This is a genomic window from Streptomyces sp. NPDC029014 (genome assembly GCF_055564695.1).
Map to the genome: position 1 here is coordinate 36,194 of NZ_JBVHVT010000062.1, position 18,221 is coordinate 54,414.

At 73.4% G+C, this 18,221-nt stretch carries 5 protein-coding genes; all 5 read right to left on the reverse strand.

Going from position 1 to position 18,221, the window contains the following annotated elements; all coding sequences use genetic code 11:
• Window positions 1-2 precede the first annotated feature (2 nt).
• Window positions 3-215 carry an MbtH family protein gene (locus tag ACZ4VL_RS28725; protein ID WP_043435585.1) on the reverse strand — a complete coding sequence of 71 codons (213 nt, stop codon included), beginning with the start codon at window positions 213-215 and terminating at the stop codon, window positions 3-5.
• Entirely contained in the window at window positions 212-3,847 is a 3,636-nt protein-coding gene (locus ACZ4VL_RS28730) for an SDR family NAD(P)-dependent oxidoreductase (RefSeq protein WP_468205451.1), read from the reverse strand. The genes ACZ4VL_RS28725 and ACZ4VL_RS28730 overlap by 4 nt, the downstream gene beginning before the upstream one ends.
• Complete coding sequence (locus tag ACZ4VL_RS28735) at window positions 3,844-4,632, reverse strand: thioesterase II family protein (protein WP_468205454.1); 789 nt, start codon at window positions 4,630-4,632, stop codon at window positions 3,844-3,846. Before ACZ4VL_RS28735 ends, ACZ4VL_RS28730 begins: the two co-directional genes overlap by 4 nt.
• A gap of 60 nt (window positions 4,633-4,692) precedes the next feature.
• Window positions 4,693-14,724 (reverse strand): amino acid adenylation domain-containing protein, encoded by a 10,032-nt coding sequence (locus tag ACZ4VL_RS28740; protein ID WP_468205456.1) that lies wholly within the window; start codon window positions 14,722-14,724, stop codon window positions 4,693-4,695.
• A partial coding sequence (locus ACZ4VL_RS28745; protein ID WP_468205458.1) for an amino acid adenylation domain-containing protein occupies window positions 14,724-18,221 on the reverse strand: 3,498 nt, incomplete at its 5' end. The genes ACZ4VL_RS28740 and ACZ4VL_RS28745, both read right to left, overlap by 1 nt.

Here is an 18,221-nt window from a genome sequence, read left to right on the forward strand (position 1 = left end):
TGTTATTGCGCGTCCATCGCGGTGGCCAGACTGCGCGGGCGCATGTCGGTCCAGTTGGCCTCGATGTAGGCGAGGCAGGCGTCGCGGGTGTCGGCCGGGTGGGCGGTCAGCCAGCCGGCGGGCACGTCGACGAACGTCGGCCAGAGGGAGTGCTGTCCCTCGTCGTTGACGAGCACCACATAGGTGCCGTCCGCGTCCTCGAACGGATTGGTCATCCTCGTTCACCTTCCAGTTGCGGGGAAAGCACTGCGGCGAGCCTGCCGACAGTGGGGTGTTCGTAGAGGTGGTGCACCGACAGCCGGGCGGTCAGCGCGCTGTTGATGCGGTTCACGAGCTGCGCGGCGCGCAGCGAACTGCCGCCGAGGTCGAAGAAGCGGTCGTCACGGCCGACATCGCTGCCGAGGACGTCGCTCCAGAGGGCGGCCAGGGCCCGTTCCAGCTCGGTGGCCGGCGGTACGAACTGCCGCCCGCCGCGTTCCAGCGCTGCGACCGCGACGGCGAGCAGCTGGTCCCGGTCGGCAGGCAGCCTGTCGATGCGCAGGCAGCGCAGGGGGTGGTCGAGCTCCCTCGCCACCGGTGCCACGGCCGCCCGGACGTCGGCCTCGGAGGCCGACCCGGTGTACACGACGATCGCCTCGGCGATGTGCAGGCTGTCCGGGGCGAGGGCGCGCGCGATGTGCTCGTTGCGGCCGTCGAGGCCGATCAGCACGGTGGCCCTGTCCTGTCCCAGTACGGTGAGCAGCGAGGCGAGGCCCTCGTCGGGGTCGAGGGTGCGGAAGCCGCGGGCCTCGGCGGCGTCCTCGGGTGCTCCCCGGTTCATGCCCAGGCCGCTCCAGGTGCTCCACGCCAGGCAGTGCACGGGCCGGCCGCGCTCGCGTCCCCAGTGGTCGGCGAATCCGTGCAGGAAGCTGTTGGCCGACGAGTACGCCGCGAAGGAGCTTCCGCCGAACTCGCCGTTGACCGACGAGAAGAGCACGAGGGGCGTGTCGGGCCGGTCCTCCAGCAGCTCGGCGAGGGCCAGGGTGCCGGTCACCTTCGCGCGGTAGGCGTCGTGGAAGGCCTGCGGGGACTCGCGGGCGACCTGGTGGATCTCCAGTTGCGCCCACTGGTGGGAGACGTCGGCGCCGGCCAGGTGCAGCACACCGTCGAGCGGCGCTCCCCAGCGTGCCTCCGCCTCTTCCACCGCGGCCCGCAGCGCGACCGGATCGGCCACGTCGAGCGCACGGTAGGCCACGTCGCCCAGGACTGCGAGGTCGTCGAGGCGTTCGGCGCGCTCGCCCCCGTCGGCCGGGCTCCGCCCGACCAGCAGCAGTTTCGCGGCGTGGGCGGCCAGGAGGTATTCCGCGATCGGATGGGCGACGCCGCCGAGACCCCCCGTGACGAGGTAGCGGCCGCCGGTGGCGAACGCGTCCTTCCCCCGGTCGTCGAGGGCCATCGGCCGCAGCCTGGGCACCAGGCGTCGCGTGCCGCGGTGGGCCACGAGGTCGGCGGCGTCGTGGCAGGCGAGTTCGGTGACGATGGCGGCGGCACGGCCGGAGGGGGCGGACACGTCGAGCTGCCGGACGGACGGCAGCACCCGCTCCGCCGCGGCCGTCCGCAGGAGGCCGGGCAGGCTCGCGGTGGCGAGGTCGAGGGCGTCGCCCGCGGCCGTCCACAGACCGCCGCTCGTGACCACCAGGAGCGGGGGCGCGGGGTCGTACGCGGCCAGGTCCTGGACCAGGCGCAGCACGTCGAGGGCCACGCTCTGCGCGTCGGGCCCCTGGGCCAGGTGGACGACGGCGCCGGCCCGTCCGTCCGGGGAGGCACCGTCGGGCGGGGAGACGACGAGCTCGGGGACGCCGGGCACGGCGGCGAGTTCTTCCCGGAGGGCCTCCGAGACCAGCCACGGGCCGGGCGGCAGCTCGCCGCGTTCGGCGGGGGCGTCGGTCCAGGTCCGCTCGAAGTACCACGGGCCGTTCGCCTCGTCGCACCATGCGGCGTAGACACCCGCGTCGAGGTCGGCGATGAGCTGGGCTCGCTGGATCTTGCCGCTGCCCGTCTTGGGGAAGTCCTCCCGCTCGACCGGGATCACCAGGTCGGGCTGCAGGCCCAGGGCCTCGGCCACCCGCGCCTTGATCGCGGCGATGGTGTCGTGGACCGAGGTCCGGTCGTCGGAGGCCGGGACGAAGAAGATCACCAGTTTGTCGGTGCTGTCGCCCGCGCCGGACCAGCCGCAGGCGGCGACGTACGTGACCTCGGTCCCCTCCACCTGTTCCGCGATGGACTCCACGTCGTAGCTCAGGATGTTGGCACCCTGGACGATGATGAGGTCCTTCTCCCGGCCGGTGATGGTGAGCCGGCCCTCGTGCAGGAACGCGAGGTCGCCCGTGCTGAACCAGCCGTCGGCTGTGAACGCCTCCGCGTTCGCCTCCTCGTTGCGGAAGTAGCCCTCCATGATCGTCGGGCCGGTGATCTGGAGCCGCCCCACGTGGTCCTCGGGCAGCACGTCGTCGTTCGGGTCGACGATGCGCAGCCGCACGCCCGGGATCGGCGGCCCGACCTCCGTGAACGTGACGGCGTCGGGGTCGGTGGACCAGCGCAGCGCCCCGCCGAGCGAACTCTTGTCCACCCTCAGCCGGCCCGCGTCCGGATTCCCGGCGCGCAGGGCCGAGTACGTCACCCCGGAGCTGGTCTCCGACATGCCCCAGCACGGGTGCATCGCGTCGGCCGGCATCCCGTGTGCGGTGAGCAGCTCGATGAACCGGTCCGCGGTGCGGCTGACGACGGCCTCTCCGCCGTTGAGGAGGTGCTTCAGCGTCGAAAGGTCCCAGGACCGGCCGGTCATGGCGGCGGCACGCTCATTGACGAGCGCGAAGGCGAAGTTGGGGGCCCAGGTGTTGGTGACGCCGTACCGGTCGATCCAGTCGAGCCAGCGCAGCGGGTCGGCGAGGAAGGCGTCGATGGTGGCGTTGACGTGCCGGCAGCGCAGCACGACGTCCCGCACGGTCCACATGATGATGCCGCCGACGTGGTCGAGCGGCATCCAGTTCAGCGCGACCTCGGCGGAATCGAATCCGTTCACCGCCGCGGTGGCCCGGGTGCGGGCCAGGATGCTGCGGCTGGCGTGCCGGACCACCTTGGGCACCCCGGTGCTGCCGGAGGTGAGCAGGTGCACGGCCGGGCTGTCCGGGGTCGCCGGGAACCAGTCCCTGCTCTGCGGGCCGTCGCCCAGTTCCTCGACGACGGCCACCCGCAGGTCGTCGACGCCCCACAGGGCGGACAGCTTGGCCACCGCCGGGGCGAGGGAGGCGTCGGTGAGGACGAGCGGCCGGTCCAGCAGCTGCCAGGCGTTGCGGAGCTTGGTCGTGACAGCGTTCTCACGGTCGTAGCCGGGTGCGGCACCGACCGGGGTGGGCAGGTATCCGCCCAGGACGCACGCCCAGAACGCGGTGACGAAGGCGCGGTTGTCGCCGAACTGGAACAGCACGGACTCGCCGGGGGCGATGCCGGTGGAGCGCAGGCCGGTGAGCAGCCGCTGTGCGTCGGCGAGCAGCTGGGAGTAGCTCTGGAACTGCTCGTCGTCACCCGTCAGGTAGACGATGCCCTGGTCCGGGGCGAGTTCGGCGGCAAGCCGGAGGGCTTCCTGCAGGGTGGTGGGGAAGCCGGGGTCGGCCGGCAGGTCGCCGCCGTAGGCTACGGCCGGTGCTCCCGCCGCCGCGGGCGGCGCGTCCGCGGCGCGGGGGGCGGCCGGGCGCACCCGGTCGAGCCGGGCCTCCCTGCGCAGCAGGGGTACGGCCTCCTCGACCCCTGTCACGGATGCGGCCGCCGCCCGCAGCAGGGCCACGGCGTCGTGTCCGGGCATCGTCATCGGTTCCGCTCCCCCTGAGAGGCGTGCACGGGCTCCCGGCCCAGCAGTGTGCTGCCGAGGATCGCGGTGAGCTCCGCTTCGGAGTCGTTGAGATAGAAGTGGCCGCCGGGGAAGACCTCGACGGAGAACGACCCGGTCGTCTGCTCCTCCCAGGCGTGGAGGCCGCTGACGGGGGCGCGCGGGTCGGTGTCCCCGCCGAGCGCGGTGATCGGCACGGAGAGCGGCTGGTCGGGGCGGTGCCGGTGGTTCTCCCAGAGGGTGAAGTCGGCACGCAGCGTCGGCAGCAGCAGCTTCATCAGCTCGGGGTCGGTGAACACCCCGTCCGACGTGCCGTCCAGGCCCCGCAGGGCGGCGCTGAAGTCGTCGTCGGACAGCCGGTGCAGCTCCGGCGCGGGGACGTTGTGCCCCGGGGCCGACTGCCCGGACAGGAACAGGTGTCCGGGCTGGGTGCCGCGCTTGCGCAGCGCCCTGGCCAGTTCGAACGCCATCAGTGCACCGCCGCTGTGGCCGAAGAACGCGTACGGGCCCTGGAGATAGGGTCGCAGCGCCACCGCGACGGTGCGGACGGCGGCGTCGACGGACGCGGGGTGCGGCTCGCCGACGCGGTCCTCGCGGCCGGGCAGCTGCACGGCCACGATTTCCACTTCCGGCGGGAAAAGAGCCGGCCACGCGGCGAACGCGCTCGCCCCCGCTCCCGCATGCGGAAAGCAGAAGAGACGGACCCTCCGGTTCGACCGCCGGGCACGGCGGACGAATGGAGTTTCTGCTATGAGCCTGTCAGGCATGACCGAGCCGCCTCGAAATCTGCGGGACAACAGGAATACGTTGCACGGTATTGAGCCGCCTTATCGGTCCTCTATTACGGCCCTTTCCGGGCCGCATTCGAAGGACCCCGCGATACGTGTGGCGATGTCGCACAGCAAGGCCGGCTCCAGCAGGTCGTCGTGCCCGCACGTGAACGGGGTGACCTTCAGCTCCCCGTCCACGTAGGGAGCCCAGGCGGAGGCCAGCTTCGCGGCCCCCTCCTCGCCGCCCGAGGTGAACAGGGCGACCTCGCCCTTGTACGCGGCGGGCCGGTGCGCCGTGACCACCATGATCGTGTTGATCATGACGTCGAAGAGCCGCTCGTCGGCCGCGCCGCCGAGAACCTCTCCGACCAGGCCCAGTCCCCGCGCCCGCTGTTCCGCCTCGTCGCCCCGGTTGTCGGGGTCACCGCCCGCGTCGTCGCTCAGGACGGCGAGCACGTCGGCCGTGGTGAGCAGCCGCTGTCCCTCCACCGGGGCTTCCTGGGCGGGATCGCCCGGCATCGAGTCCATGATGGCCAGCAGGGCCACCTGCTCGCCCTGCTCCTGCAGGGCGGTGGCGATGGCGTGCGCGATGTTGCCGCCGGTCGAGTACCCCAGCAGGTGGTACGGGCCCTGCGGCTGCACGGCGCGGATCTGTTCGACGGCGCCGAGCGCCCACGCGGCCAGCGAGTCCGGCAGCGGTCCCGGGCCGTCGAGTCCCCACGCCTGCAGGCCGTACAGGCCCACGTCCTCGGGCAGCCCGCGCAGGAGTCCGGCGTAGCACCAGCTCAGGCCGAGCGACGGCGGGGCGCAGAACAGGGAGGGGCGGTCACCGCCGCGTCGCAGCACCACCATGGGCCCGGTGTCGTCGGCAGTGTCGAGCCGCGCGGCGAGCGAGGCCGGGGTGGGCGCCTCGAAGAGGGCCCGCACGTCCGTCGCGACGTCGAACGCGGTGCTGATCCGGGTGGCAAGGCGCATCGCGAGCAGCGAGTGGCCGCCGAGCTCGAAGAAGTTCGCGTCGACGCCGACCCGGGGCAGTTCGAGGGCTTCCGCGAAGAGGCCGCAGAGCAGTTCCTCGCGCAGGCTGCGCGGGTCGCGCCCGGCCGTCGCCGCCGTCACCTCCGGTACGGGCAGGGCCTTGCGGTCGAGCTTGTTGTTGGGACTCAGCGGCAGGCCTTCCAGCACCACGACCACGCCGGGCACCATGTGCGCCGGCAGCACCACGGCGAGCCGGCCGCGCAGTTCCCCGGGGTCCAGCTGCACCCCGGCGGCCGGGACGGCGTAGCCGACGAGCCGGTCGGCGTGGACGGCCGCGGCGGCGTGGGTGACACCGGGCTGCTCGGCGAGCGCGGACTCTATCTCGCCGAGCTCGATCCGCAGGCCGCGGAGCTTCACCTGCGTGTCGGCCCGGCCGACGAACACCAGCTGGCCGTCGCGGTCCCACCGGACGACGTCGCCGGTGCGGTACATCCGGCCGCCGGGTGCGAACGGGTTCGCGACGAACCGCTCGGCGGTCAGGGCGGGACGGGCGAGGTAGCCGCGGGCCAGGCCGGGGCCGGTCGTGTACAGCTCTCCGGCCACGCCGGGCGGGACGGGCCGCAGGTACCGGTCGAGCACATACACCCCGGCGTTGGCGATGGGCCTGCCGATCGGGACCGGCTGTCGGCCGGGAGCGTCGTGCACCCAGGACGCGACGTCCACGGTGGCCTCGGTCGGACCGTACGCGTTGACGAGCCTGCGGCCCTCGGACCAGTGCGCGATCACGTCCACCGGGGGAACGTCGCCGCCGGTGACGATCACCCGCAGGGCGGGCAGCGCGATCCGCGGCAGGCCGGACAACACGGCCGGGATGAGGTGCGCCTGGGTGATGCGCCGGTCGGCGAGGAACGCGGCGAGTTCCTCGCCGGCCAGGACGCCCGGGGGGATCACGAGGCAGGAGCCGGTGAGCAGGGCGAGGCACAGCTCGGAGACGCTCGCGTCGAAGCTCGGGGAGATGAGCTGTGCGACGCGGTTGCCCGGACCGGCTTCGTAGCGCTCGGCCTGGTTGGCGACCAGGCCCGCGATGCCGCGGTGCGACACCACGACGCCCTTGGGCCGGCCCGTCGACCCGGAGGTGTAGATGACGTACGCGGCGTCGTCGAGGTGCCGGGGGACGACCGGTTCCGTACCGGGGAGCCCGTCCGGGACCGGGAAGGAAGTGGGCGTGAGCTCGCACACCGGGCGGGCGTCATCGAGCATGAAGGCGATCCGCTCGGCCGGGTAGTCCGGGTCGACCGGCAGGTACGCGGCCCCGGTCTTCAGCGTCGCCAGCACGGCGGTCACCAGGTCGGCCGAGCGGGGGAGCCGCAGCGCGACGATCTCCCCCGGTCCCGCGCCCCGCTCGCGCAGCAGGTGCGCGAGCCGGTTGGCGCGGAGGTCCAGCTCGGCGTAGCTGAGCGTCTCGGCACCGTCCTGTACGGCCGGGTGGTCCGGGGTGCGGCCCACCTGCCGCGCGAAGAGCTCCGGCCAGGTGAGCGGGGGCACGTCGCGGGCGGTGTCGTTCCACCCCTCCAGGACCAGCCGGCCCACCTCCGGACCGAGGACGTCGAGCCGGTCCAGCGGCGCGTCGGGCTCGGCCACGGCCGCGGCGAGCAGCCGGACCAGGGAGTCGGCCAGGCCGCGCGCGGTTTCCGGGTCGAACAGGTCGGTGGCGTAGCGCACGATCCCGTTCAGCCCCGAGGTCTCGTCCTCCTCCAGGACGAACGCCAGGTCCACCTTGGCGGATTCCGAGTCGACCTGCTCCCCGCGGACCACCAGGCCCGGGAGCTCCGGTTCCGAGAGGTCGAGGTTCTGCAGTGTGAGCATCACCTGGAACAGGGGGTGGTGGGCCAGCGAGCGTGCCGGGTTGAGCACCTCGACCAGCCGCTCGAACGGCACGTCCTGGTGGGCGAACGCGGCCAGGTCGGTCTCCCGCACCCGGTCGAGGAGCTCGTGCAGGGAGGGGCTGCCGGAGACGTCGGTGCGCAGCACGACCGTGTTGACGAAGAAGCCGACCAGCTCGCGGGCCGCCTCCTCGTCGCGTCCGGCGACCGCGCAGCCGAGCGGGATGTCCGTGCCGCTGCCGTAGCGGGTGAGCAGGGCGGCGAGCGCGGCCTGCAGCACCATGAACACGCTGGCGTGCCGGCGGCGGGCCAGGTCGGCGACGGCGCGGTACAGGTCGGGGCCGATCACCAGCGGCACCGAGCCGCCGCGGTGGCTGAGGGCGGCCGGCCGGGGACGGTCGACGGGCAGGTCCAGCAGGTCGGGCGCGCCCGCGAGGGTGTTGCGCCAGAACGCGGTCTGGCGTGCCAGCACGCTCTCCGGGTCGGTCTCGTCCCCGAGGACCTCCTGTTGCCAGATGGCGTAGTCGGCGTACTGCACGGGGAGCGGCGTCCACTGCGGGGCGCGCCCGCCGCGGCGGGCCTCGTACGCGGTGGCCAGGTCGCGCAGCAGCGGTCCCATCGACCAGCCGTCGCTGACGATGTGGTGGACGAGCACGAGCAGGATGTGTTCGTCGCCGCCCTGGGTGAAGAGCCAGCAGCGGATGGGAAGTTCGCGGTCGAGCCGGAACGCGTACCCGGCAGCGGCGGCGATGTCGTCCCCGGCCGCTTCCTCCAGGACCGGTTCCTCGTTCACGATCCGCTGGTACGGCACGCCCGACTCGTCACCGAAGACGGTGCGCAGGCTCTCGTGCCGTCCTACCACGTCGGCGAGGGCGGCCCGCAGCGCGGCCCGGTCGACCCGGCCGGTGAGCCGCAGTGCCAGCGGGACGTTGTACGTGGGCGAGGGGCCCTCGAAGCGGTACATGAACCACAGCCGGCGCTGGGCGGCCGACAAGGGCACCTGCTCGGGCCGCGGGCGCGGGGTGAGCGCGGGGCGGGACCGCCCGGCGGCCGGTTCCGACTCGGCGATCCGCGCGGCGAACCCGGCGACGGTGGGTGCCTCGAAGAGGGTTCGGATGCTGACGTCGACGCCGAGCTCGTCCCGGACACGGGCGGTGACCCGGGCGGCGAGCAGCGAGTGCCCGCCGAGGTCGAAGAAGACGTCGTCGACGCCGAGCGAGGGCACGCCCAGGATCTCGGCGAAGATCTCGCACAGGGCTTCCTCGCGGGCGTCCCGGGGGCCCTGGGCGGAGGTGGCCGTCGCTTCGGGTTCGGGCAGCGCGTCCCGGTCCAGCTTTCCGTTGGCGGTGAAGGGCAGCCGGTCCATCGCCACGTACGCGGACGGCGCCATGTACTCGGGAAGCCGCTCGGCGGCGTACGCCCGCACGGCCGCGAGGTCGAGCCCGGCGGGCGTCACGTACGCCACCAGGCGCTTGTCCCCCGGCCTGTCCTCGCGCAGGACGACGGCGGCGTGCGACACGTCCGGGTGCTTGCCGACGGCCGACTCGACCTCGCCCAGCTCGATCCGGAAGCCGCGCAGCTTCACCTGGTGGTCGACACGGGCGACGAACTCCAGTTCGCCGTGCCGGTTCCACCGGCCGAGGTCGCCGGAGCGGTACATCCGCGACCCCGGAGGGCCGTACGGGTCCGCGACGAACTTGGCCGCGGTGAGGCCGAGCCGGTTGAGGTAGCCGCGGGTGACCAGGTCGCCCGCGATGTAGAGCTCGCCCGTCACTCCGACGGGCAGCGGGCGCAGCCTCGCGTCGAGCACGTACATCCGGGTGTTCCAGACCGGCCGGCCGATGGTGATGACACCGCTGGGGACATCGTCGCCGGGGGCGATGCGGAACTCGGTGCAGCCCACGGTCGTCTCCGTGGGCCCGTACTCGTTGACCACGGTCACGCCGGGGTGCCGGCGGCGCCATTCGTCGAGCAGTTCGCCCATCAGCGACTCGCCGCCGAGGACGAGTTGCTCGGTCGGGGAGAAGGCGTCCGGCAGGTTCAGCAGCAGCGAGAGGTGGCTCGGCGTGGCCTTGACGAAGGCGGGGCGCGTGCCGGGGGCGTCGCCGTTCAGGTCGACGAGGTCCACGGCACCGCCCGCGGTCAGGGGCGCGAAGATGCCGGTGACGGTGAGGTCGAAGGAGATCGGCGAGTGCACGAGCGCACCGCGCTCGACGGAGTCGTAGGCATTGCGGGCCCACGCCAGGTACGAGTTGAGCGAGCGGTGCTCGACCACGACGCCCTTCGGCCTGCCGGTGGAGCCGGAGGTGTAGATCACGTAGGCGGCGGCACTGTCCGCTACGAACCCCGGCAGCGGTTCCGTCCGCACCGCCTCCCCGTCCGCGTCCGCCTCCGGGGAGAGGCCCGCGTCCAGGTGGAGGCGCGGACGCGCGCCGGGGAGTTCGGTCGTCGTGGTGGTCAGCACCAGAACCGGATCGACGTCGTCGAGCACGAAGGCGAGCCGGTCGGCCGGGTGCTCCGGGTCCAGCGGCAGGTAGGCCGCCCCGGCACGGAAGACGGCGAGCACCGCCACCACCAGGTCGACGGACTTCGGCAGGGCAATCGCCACGAACGTCTCCGGGCGGGCACCCCGCGCGACCAGGACCCGGGCGAGCCGTTCGACCCGGTCGGCCAGTTCGGCGTACGTGAGGCGGTCGTCCCCGCACACCACGGCGACGGCTTCGGGGGTCCTGGCCGCCTGCGCGGCGAACAGCTCCGGCACGGTCGTCCGGGGCACGTCGTGACCCGGGTCGTTCCAGCCGGCCAGAACACTGTGGCGTTCTTCCTCGGACAGGATCGGCAGATCGCCGACCGGAAGCTCCGGGTCGGCCGCGGCCGCGGTGAGCAAACGAACCAGCCGGTCGGCCATCGCCTGCACGGTCTCGGCCTCGAACAGGTCGGTGGCGTACTGGATCGCACCCTGCAGACCGTCCGGACGGCCGTCCTCGGTGTGCTCCTCGGCGAGGAAGAAGGACAGGTCGAGCTTGGCGGTGTCCGCGCCGACCTGCTCGCGGACCACCTCCAGACCGGCCATGCCGAAGTCTCCGCCCGCGGTGTTCGCGAACGTCAGCATCACCTGGAACAGCGGGTGGTGGGCGAGCGACCTGGCCGGATTGAGCACCTCGACCAGCCGCTCGAACGGCACGTCCTGGTGGGAGTAGGCGGCCAGGTCGGCGGTGCGGACGCGGCGCAGCAGCTCGGCGAAGGACGGATCGCCGGAGACGTCGGTGCGCAGCACCAGTGTGTTGACGAAGAATCCGACGAGGTCGTCGAGCGCCTCGTCGGTGCGTCCGGCGATCGCCGTGCCCAGGGTGATGTCCGCGCCCGCGCCCATCCGGGTGAGCAGGGCCGCGATTCCGGCCTGGACCACCATGAACAGGCTCGCCTGGTGGGCCCTGGCCAGCGCCACGAGCGACGCGTGGGCGTCGGCGGGCACGGCCAGCTCCACAACACCGCCGCCGTTCCCGGCGACCGCAGGACGCGGCCGGTCGGTGGGCAGTTCGAGCAGTTCGGGGGCGCCGGCCAGCGCCGTCCGCCAGTGTGCGAGCTGTCGGGCGATCAGGCTCTCCGGGTCCTCCTCGCCGGCGAGGAGTTCGTGCTGCCACAGGGCGAAGTCCGCGTACTGCACGCGCAGTGCCGGCCAGGAGGGGCCCTCGCCGGCACAGCGGGCCGCGTACGCGGTGGCGAGGTCGGTCGCGAGCGGGGCCGCGGACCAGCCGTCCCCGGCGATGTGGTGCAGGAGCAGCAGCAGGGTGTGCTCCTCGGGACCGGCCTCGAAGAGCGTGACGCGCAGCGGAGCCTCCCGTTCGAGGTGGAAGGCGTACCCGGCCGCCGCGTCGAGCGCCTGCGGGGAGTAGCGCTCCACCCTCAGGTCGACCTCGGCGGGCAGGACCTGCTGGTAGGGCGAGCCCGCGAAGTCGGGGAAGGCGGTCCGCAGGGCCTCGTGCCGCTCGACCACGTCGGTGATCGCGGCCTGCAGCGCGGACCGGTCCAGCCGGCCGGTCAGGCGCAGCGCGATCGGCAGGTTGTAGGTGGCGGCAGGGCCTTCGAGCCGGTACAGGAACCAGAGGCGTCGCTGGGCGTACGACAGCGGCGGGTGCTCGGGCCGCGCGCCGGCGAGGATCGGCGGGCGGGCGCCGGCCGCCGTGTCGAGGCGGGCGGCTATACCGGCCGGGGTCGGCGCCTCGAACAGCGCACGGATCGGCAGCTCGACGGCGAAGGTGGAGCGAATGCGGCTGACCAGCCGGGTGGCGAGCAGCGAATGCCCCCCGAGGGCGAAGAAGTCGTCGTCGACACCGGTCTGCTGCAGGCCGAGGACCTCGGCGAACAGGGTGCAGAGGATCTCCTGCTGCGGCGTCGCCGCGGCCCGCGCCGCCGGGGCGGCCGCGAGCTCCGGGGTGGGCAGGGCGGCGGTGTCGAGCTTGCCGCTGGGGGTCAGCGGCAGGGCGTCGAGGAGCACGATCGCGCCGGGCACGAGTACCTCGGGCAGCCTCGCGGCGAGGTGCTCCCGGACCGTGCGGATCAGGTCGTCGCCGACCAGGTCGTCCCCGGCGGGGACGACGTACGCGACGAGGCGCTCGTCGAAGACGGTGACGACGGCCTGCCCGACCTCGGGCAGTTCGGCCGCCGTGGCCCGGATCTCGTCGAGCTCGATCCGGACGCCGCGCACCTTGACCTGGCGGTCGGCGCGGCCGGCGAACTGGAGGGAGCCGTCGGGGTTCCACCGCCCCAGGTCGCCGGAGCGGTACATCCGCGACCCGGCCGGGCCGAACGGGTCGGCCACGAACCGCTCCGCGCTGAGGCCCGGCCGGTTCAGGTAGCCGTGCGCGAGCTGGACGCCCGCGAGGTAGAGCTCTCCCACGACGCCGGGCGGAACCGGGCGCAGCGCCCGGTCGAGCACGTAGACACGGGTGTTCCACACGGGGAAGCCGATCGGCGCGTTGCCCGGGCCTATCTCCTGGCCGCCGTCCCACGCCGTGACGTCGACGGTGGCCTCGGTCGGGCCGTACAGGTGGTGCAGGGGGACGCCGAGCAGGTCGCGGAAGCTTCGGTGCAGGTCCGCCGGGAGTGCCTCGCCGCCACAGAACACGCGGCGCAGGCTGGTGCAGCCGGCGGCCTGCGGAGTCTGCACGAAGGCCGAGAGCATGGCGGGGATGAAGTGGACCGTCGTCGCGCGTTCGGCCCGGATCAGCTCGGCGAGGTACTCGGGGTCGCGGTGCCCGTCCGGCTTGGCCATCACCATCGTGGCGCCCTGCAGCAGCGGCCAGAAGAACTCCCAGACCGACACGTCGAAGCTGGTGGCGGTCTTCTGCAGCACCCGGTCGTCGGCCTCCAGGGGGTACGCGCGCTGCATGCCGTCGAGCCGGTTCACGGCCGCGGCGTGCGGGATGACGACGCCCTTGGGGCGGCCCGTCGACCCGGAGGTGTACATGACGTACGCCGGGTCGGACGGGTGCAGCGGGCGGAGCCGGTCGGCGTCGGTGAGCGGGGTGTCCTCGTACCCCGCCACGTCCGTACCGGCCAGGTAAGCGCTGTCCAGCACACAGATCGGGGCGGCGTCGGCGAGCATGTAGGCGATGCGGTCGGCCGGGTAGCCGACGTCCACCGGCAGGTACGCCGCGCCCGTCTTCACGATCGCGAGCAGCCCGACGAGGAGGTCCACCGAGCGGGGCAGGGCGAGGGCCACGAGCCCGCCCGGACCCGCGCCCCGGCCGACGAGGTGGCGGGCCAGCCGGTTGGCCCGGGCGTGCAGTTCCCCATACGCGACCTCCTCGCCCTCCAGGACCAGGGCGACCCGGTCGGGGGTGCGGGCCGCCTGGGCGTCGAGCAGCTCGGGGAGGACCGCGGCGGGCAGTTCGAGACCCGTGGCGTTCCACGTCTCGACGACCTGTTCCCGCTCCGCGGGCAGGGTCACGCCGATCCGGCCGACGGGGAGGTCGGGGGTGGTGGCGACGGCTTCGAGGACCTGGAGGAACCGGGCGGCGATGGCGGTGCCCTGCGCCCTGTCGAACTGCTCGGGGCGGATGTCGAGCCGGACGATGAGGCGGTCTCCCGCGATGCCGGTGATGAGGCTGAGCGGGTAGTGGGTCGCGCCGCCGCCGTCGATGTCGGCGATCTTGAGCTTCGCCTCCGAGCTCTCCTCTGCGTCGTCGAAGGGGTAGTTCTCGAAGACGAGGATCGAGTCGAAGAGCTCTCCCAGGCCTGCCGCCCGCTGAACCTCGGCGAGGCTGACGTGGTGGTGGTCGAGCAGGTCGCCCTGCCGGCGCTGGAGGTCGGTCACGGCCTGGGCGAACGGCGCGGCAGGGTCGAGCAGGACGCGTACCGGGAGCGTGTTGATGAAGGAGCCGATCATGCCCTCGACGCCGGGCAGATCGGCCGGGCGGCCGGAGACCGTGGCGCCGAAGACGACGTCGCTGCGGCCCGTGAGCTGCCCGATCACCATCGCCCAGGCACCCTGCACCAGGCTGTTCACGGTCAGGCCGCGGTCGGCCGCCAACCGGACCAGCCGGGCCGTGGTCCCGGGCGACAGCTCGGCGGCGATCCGCTCGGGCAGCACCTTGCCCGCGGGGGCGCCGGGCGCCACCCTGGTCGGCCCGTCGAGGCCGGCGAGAGCCGTCCGCCACGCCTGCGCACCGGCGTCCGCGTCCTGCCGGGCGAGCCAGCCCAAGTACTCCCGGTAGGGGGTGACCCGGGGCAGGCCGTCGGTGCTGCCCCCCGCCTCGTAGACCTCGAAGAGCTCGTTGACCAGCAGGGGCGCCGACCAGCCGTCGAGCAGGATGTGGTGGTTGGTCACCACGAGCCGGTGCTCTTGCGGCCCGAGGTGGACCAGGCTGAACCGGATCAGCGGCGGCCGGCCGAGGTCGAAGCGGGTGGCCCGTTCGGTCGTCAGGAACGCGTCCAGTTCCTCGGCCCGGAGGGTCGACTCGGACCAGCCGGGCTTCACGTCCCGGGGAATGATCTGCATCGGCCGGCCGTTCGCCCGCAGCCGGAAACCGGCCCTGAGGTTGGCGTGCCGCTGCAGGACGGCTTCGGCGCTGCGGCGCAGCAGGGCCGCGTCCACCTCACCGGACAGCTCCAGCACGAGCTGGGTGTTGTAGACGTCCACCGCCTCGTCGTCGTAGAGGGAGTGGAAGAGCATCCCCTCCTGCAACGGTGTCAGCGGCAGTACGTCTTCGAGGCGCGAGCGCTTCATTACCAATCCCCCAGTTCAGCCTCAAGGCTGTCGATCTCGCTCTGTGTCAGGTCGTCGCTCAGGTCGGACGGCGTCAGTCCGACCGCGTCCGGCCGCTCGTCCGCAAGGGCGGTGAGCGCGTCGAACCATGCGTGTGCCAGGCGCCGTACCTCGGACTCGGCGAGCAGCCCGGAGGCCCAGGTCCAGGTGGCGACGAGGCGCGGACGGCCCTCGTGCTTCTCGGTGACCGCGGTGATCTCGACCGCGTGTGTCATCGGCATCTCGGGTGACCGCGGCGCGGGCGTCGGCCCGTCGACGGTCTGCCAGTCGCCCGTGTCGTCGCCGTCGGTGTACCGGCCCAGGTAGTTGAAGCCGATCTGCGGGGCGACGTCCAGGCCGGGCTCGCCCCTCAGGTGGCGCAGGATGCCGTATCCGACGCCGTTGTCCGGGAACGCGCGCAACTGCTCCTTGACCTGCTTGAGCCGGTCGATGGGCGCGCGGCCCTGCGGGTCGAGCCTGACGGGGTAGAGGCTGGTGAACCAGCCGACCGTCCGGGAGGTGTCCACCCCGTCGGCGACGTCTTCGCGTCCGTGCCCCTCGAGGTCGACGAGGACCGGTCCGGCACCGCGTCCTTCCACGACCGCCGTCGCCAGCCCGCACAGCAGTGCGTCGGTGACGCTGCCGTTGACGCTCGCCGGGATCCTCGTGAGGAGCGCCTCGGTGACCTCCGGTGCCAGGGTGAGCTCGATCTCCCGGGCGGTGGCGGCGGTGTCGACCGCCGGGTCCAGCCGGCGGGTGCCGAGGATCGGCTCCGCGGTCGCGGCGATCTCCTGCCACACCGGGAGTTCGGCCCGCCGGTCCGCCGCCTGCAGGTGCCCGGACCAGGTCCGGTACGAGGTGGTGACGGGGGCGAGCTCGGGGGCCCGGCCCGCGGCGGCCGCCTCGTACGCGGCGGCGAGGTCGGGCAGCAGTATCTGCCACGACACCGCGTCGACGACCAGGTGGTGCAGGACGATCAGCAGCGTGCCCGGCGCGTCGGGTCCGGCGTCGAACCAGACGAACCGTGAGACCTCACCCGCTGCCGGGGACAGTTCCCGGCGGGCCGTCTCCGCGGCTTCGCCGTCGCCCGGGGCGACGCGCCTGACCGCGACCGGTACGGTGCCGCGCTCGCGCACCTCGTACGTGCCGTCCGGGTGGTGGCGCAGGCGCAGGACGTCGTGGTGGTCGGTCAGGGCCTGGGCGGCCCGGACCAGTGCCTCCTCGTCGAGGCCCGCCGGGACGCGCACGGTCATCGACTGGTTGAAACCGTCGGTGGCCTCGTACTGCTCCAGCCAGCGCATGATCGGTGTGGGCTGGAAGGTGCCCGTACCGGCGTCCCGGTCCTCCGTCGTGGTCGGAACCGCTGTGGCCACCCGGGCAAGGAGCGCAGGGGTGCGCTCCCGGAAGACGTCGCGGGCCGAGACCAGCAGTCCGCCCGCGCGGGCGCGGCTGACCACCTGGATCGACATGATGCTGTCGCCCCCGAGGTCGAAGAAGCTGTCGTCGGGGTTGACGGCGGGCAGGTCGAGGACGTCGGCGAAGATCCGGCAGAGCAGTTCCTCACGGGCGTCGGCGGGCCGGCGGCCGCTGCTGCCGGCGGTGGACCACTGCGGTGCGGGGAGCGCTGCCCGGTCGACCTTGCCGTTGGGCATCAGCGGGACCTCGTCCAGGACCACCAGGGCGGCCGGGACCATGTAGTCCGGCAGTCCGGTGGCGATCTGTGCCCGCACGGCCGCCGGGTCCGCGGCGCCTACGTAGTAGGCGACCAGGCGCCGGTCGCCCGGACGGTCCTCGCGCACCACGGCGGTCGCCCGGCTCACGCCGGTCACCGCGTTGAGGGCGGACTCCACCTCACCGAGCTCGATGCGGAAGCCGCGCAGCTTCACCTGCGTGTCCGCCCGGCCCTGGTACTCCAGCTCACCGCCGGCGGTCCACCGGGCCAGGTCGCCGGTGCGGTACATCCGCGAGCCCGCGGAGCCGAAGGGGTCGGCGAGGAACCGCTCCGCCGTCAGCGACGGACGGCCGAGGTAGCCGCGGGCCAGGCCCGCGCCCGCGACGTACAGCTCGCCGGTGACGCCGGGGGCCACCGGACGCAGGGCCGCGTCCAGCACGTACACGCGGGCTCCCGCGATCGGACGGCCGATCGGCGGCACGACCTCGCCCGACAGCGGCGCGCTCATGGTGGCGCACACGGTCGTCTCGGTCGGACCGTAGGCGTTGATCATGCGGCGCCCCTCGGACCAGCGGGCCACCAGCTCCGGCGGGCAGGCCTCGCCCGCCACGACGACCGTCGCGCCGGCCGGCAGGGCGTCCTGCGGCAGCACCGCCAGCGCCGTCGGCGGCAGGGTCACGTGCGTCACGGTCTGTTCGGCGCAGAGTGCGGCCAGGTCGGGACCCGGCATCAGCCGCTCCGCCGGGGCGACCACCAGGGTGGCCCCCGACAGCAGCCCCATCACGATCTCCCAGGCCGCCGCGTCGAAGCTCAGTGCCGCGAACTGCAGCACTCGGCTGCCCGGGCCCACACCGAACGCGTCCTGCTGGGCCCGGGCCAGGGAGGCGATGCCGCCGTGCGGCACGACCACGCCCTTGGGCCGGCCCGTCGAACCCGACGTGTAGATCACGTAGGCCGGGTGGTCCGCACGCAGCTCCACCTGCGCAGGCGCCTCACCGGACAGTTCCGTCTCGTCCACGAGCACCGTCGGCACCGCGCACTCGCCGAGGCCCGGCAGCGTTGCGCTGTCGGTGACCAGCAGTGCCGGCCGCGAGTCCGACAGCATGTACGCCACCCGGTCCGCCGGGTAGTCCGGGTCCACCGGCACGTACGCGCCGCCGGCCCGCAGCACCGCCAGCAGCGACACCACCAGGGCCACCGACCGCGGCAGCGCCACGGCCACCACGGACTCCGGCCCCACACCGCAGGAGGCGAGGTGCCCGGCGAACGCGTCCACACGCGCCGCCAGCTCGCCGTAGGTCAACTCGACCTCTTCGAAGGCCAGCGCGGGCGCCGAGGGGTCCGCCGCCACCCGGGCCGCGAACAGCTCCGGGAACGACAGCGCGTCACCCGCCCCACCGGAGGACGCGGGACCTGCCCACTCCTCCAGTACCCGGTCGCGCTCGCCGGCCGACAGCACGTCGACCGCCGAGACCCGGCCGTCCACGTCCGCGAGCAGCCCCTCCAGCACCCGGACGAACCGCTCGCCCAGACCGTGCGCACTCGCCTCGTCGAACAGGTCCGAGGCGTACTGGACCTCTCCGCTGAGCCCGTCGGGGGTTTCCTCCAGGTGGAAGGTCAGGTCGAACTTGGCCACGCCGAGGTCGGCGCCCTCGTAGCCGGCCTCGAGGCCGGGGAGGCCGAAGGCGGCCTCGGCGTTGTTGTCGAGGACGACCATCACCTGGAACAGCGGGTGGTGGGCCAGCGAGCGCTGCGGGCTGACGACCTCGACCAGGCGCTCGAACGGCACGTCCTGGTGCGCGTACGC

What these genes read in the sequence shown, in the direction of transcription:
- ACZ4VL_RS28725 (WP_043435585.1), bottom strand. Translation starts at nt 215, where the DNA reads ATGACCAATCCGTTCGAGGACGCGGACGGCACCTATGTGGTGCTCGTC.
- ACZ4VL_RS28735 (WP_468205454.1), bottom strand. Translation starts at nt 4,632, where the DNA reads ATGCCTGACAGGCTCATAGCAGAAACTCCATTCGTCCGCCGTGCCCGG.
- ACZ4VL_RS28740 (WP_468205456.1), bottom strand. Translation starts at nt 14,724, where the DNA reads ATGAAGCGCTCGCGCCTCGAAGACGTACTGCCGCTGACACCGTTGCAG.
- ACZ4VL_RS28730 (WP_468205451.1), bottom strand. Translation starts at nt 3,847, where the DNA reads ATGACGATGCCCGGACACGACGCCGTGGCCCTGCTGCGGGCGGCGGCC.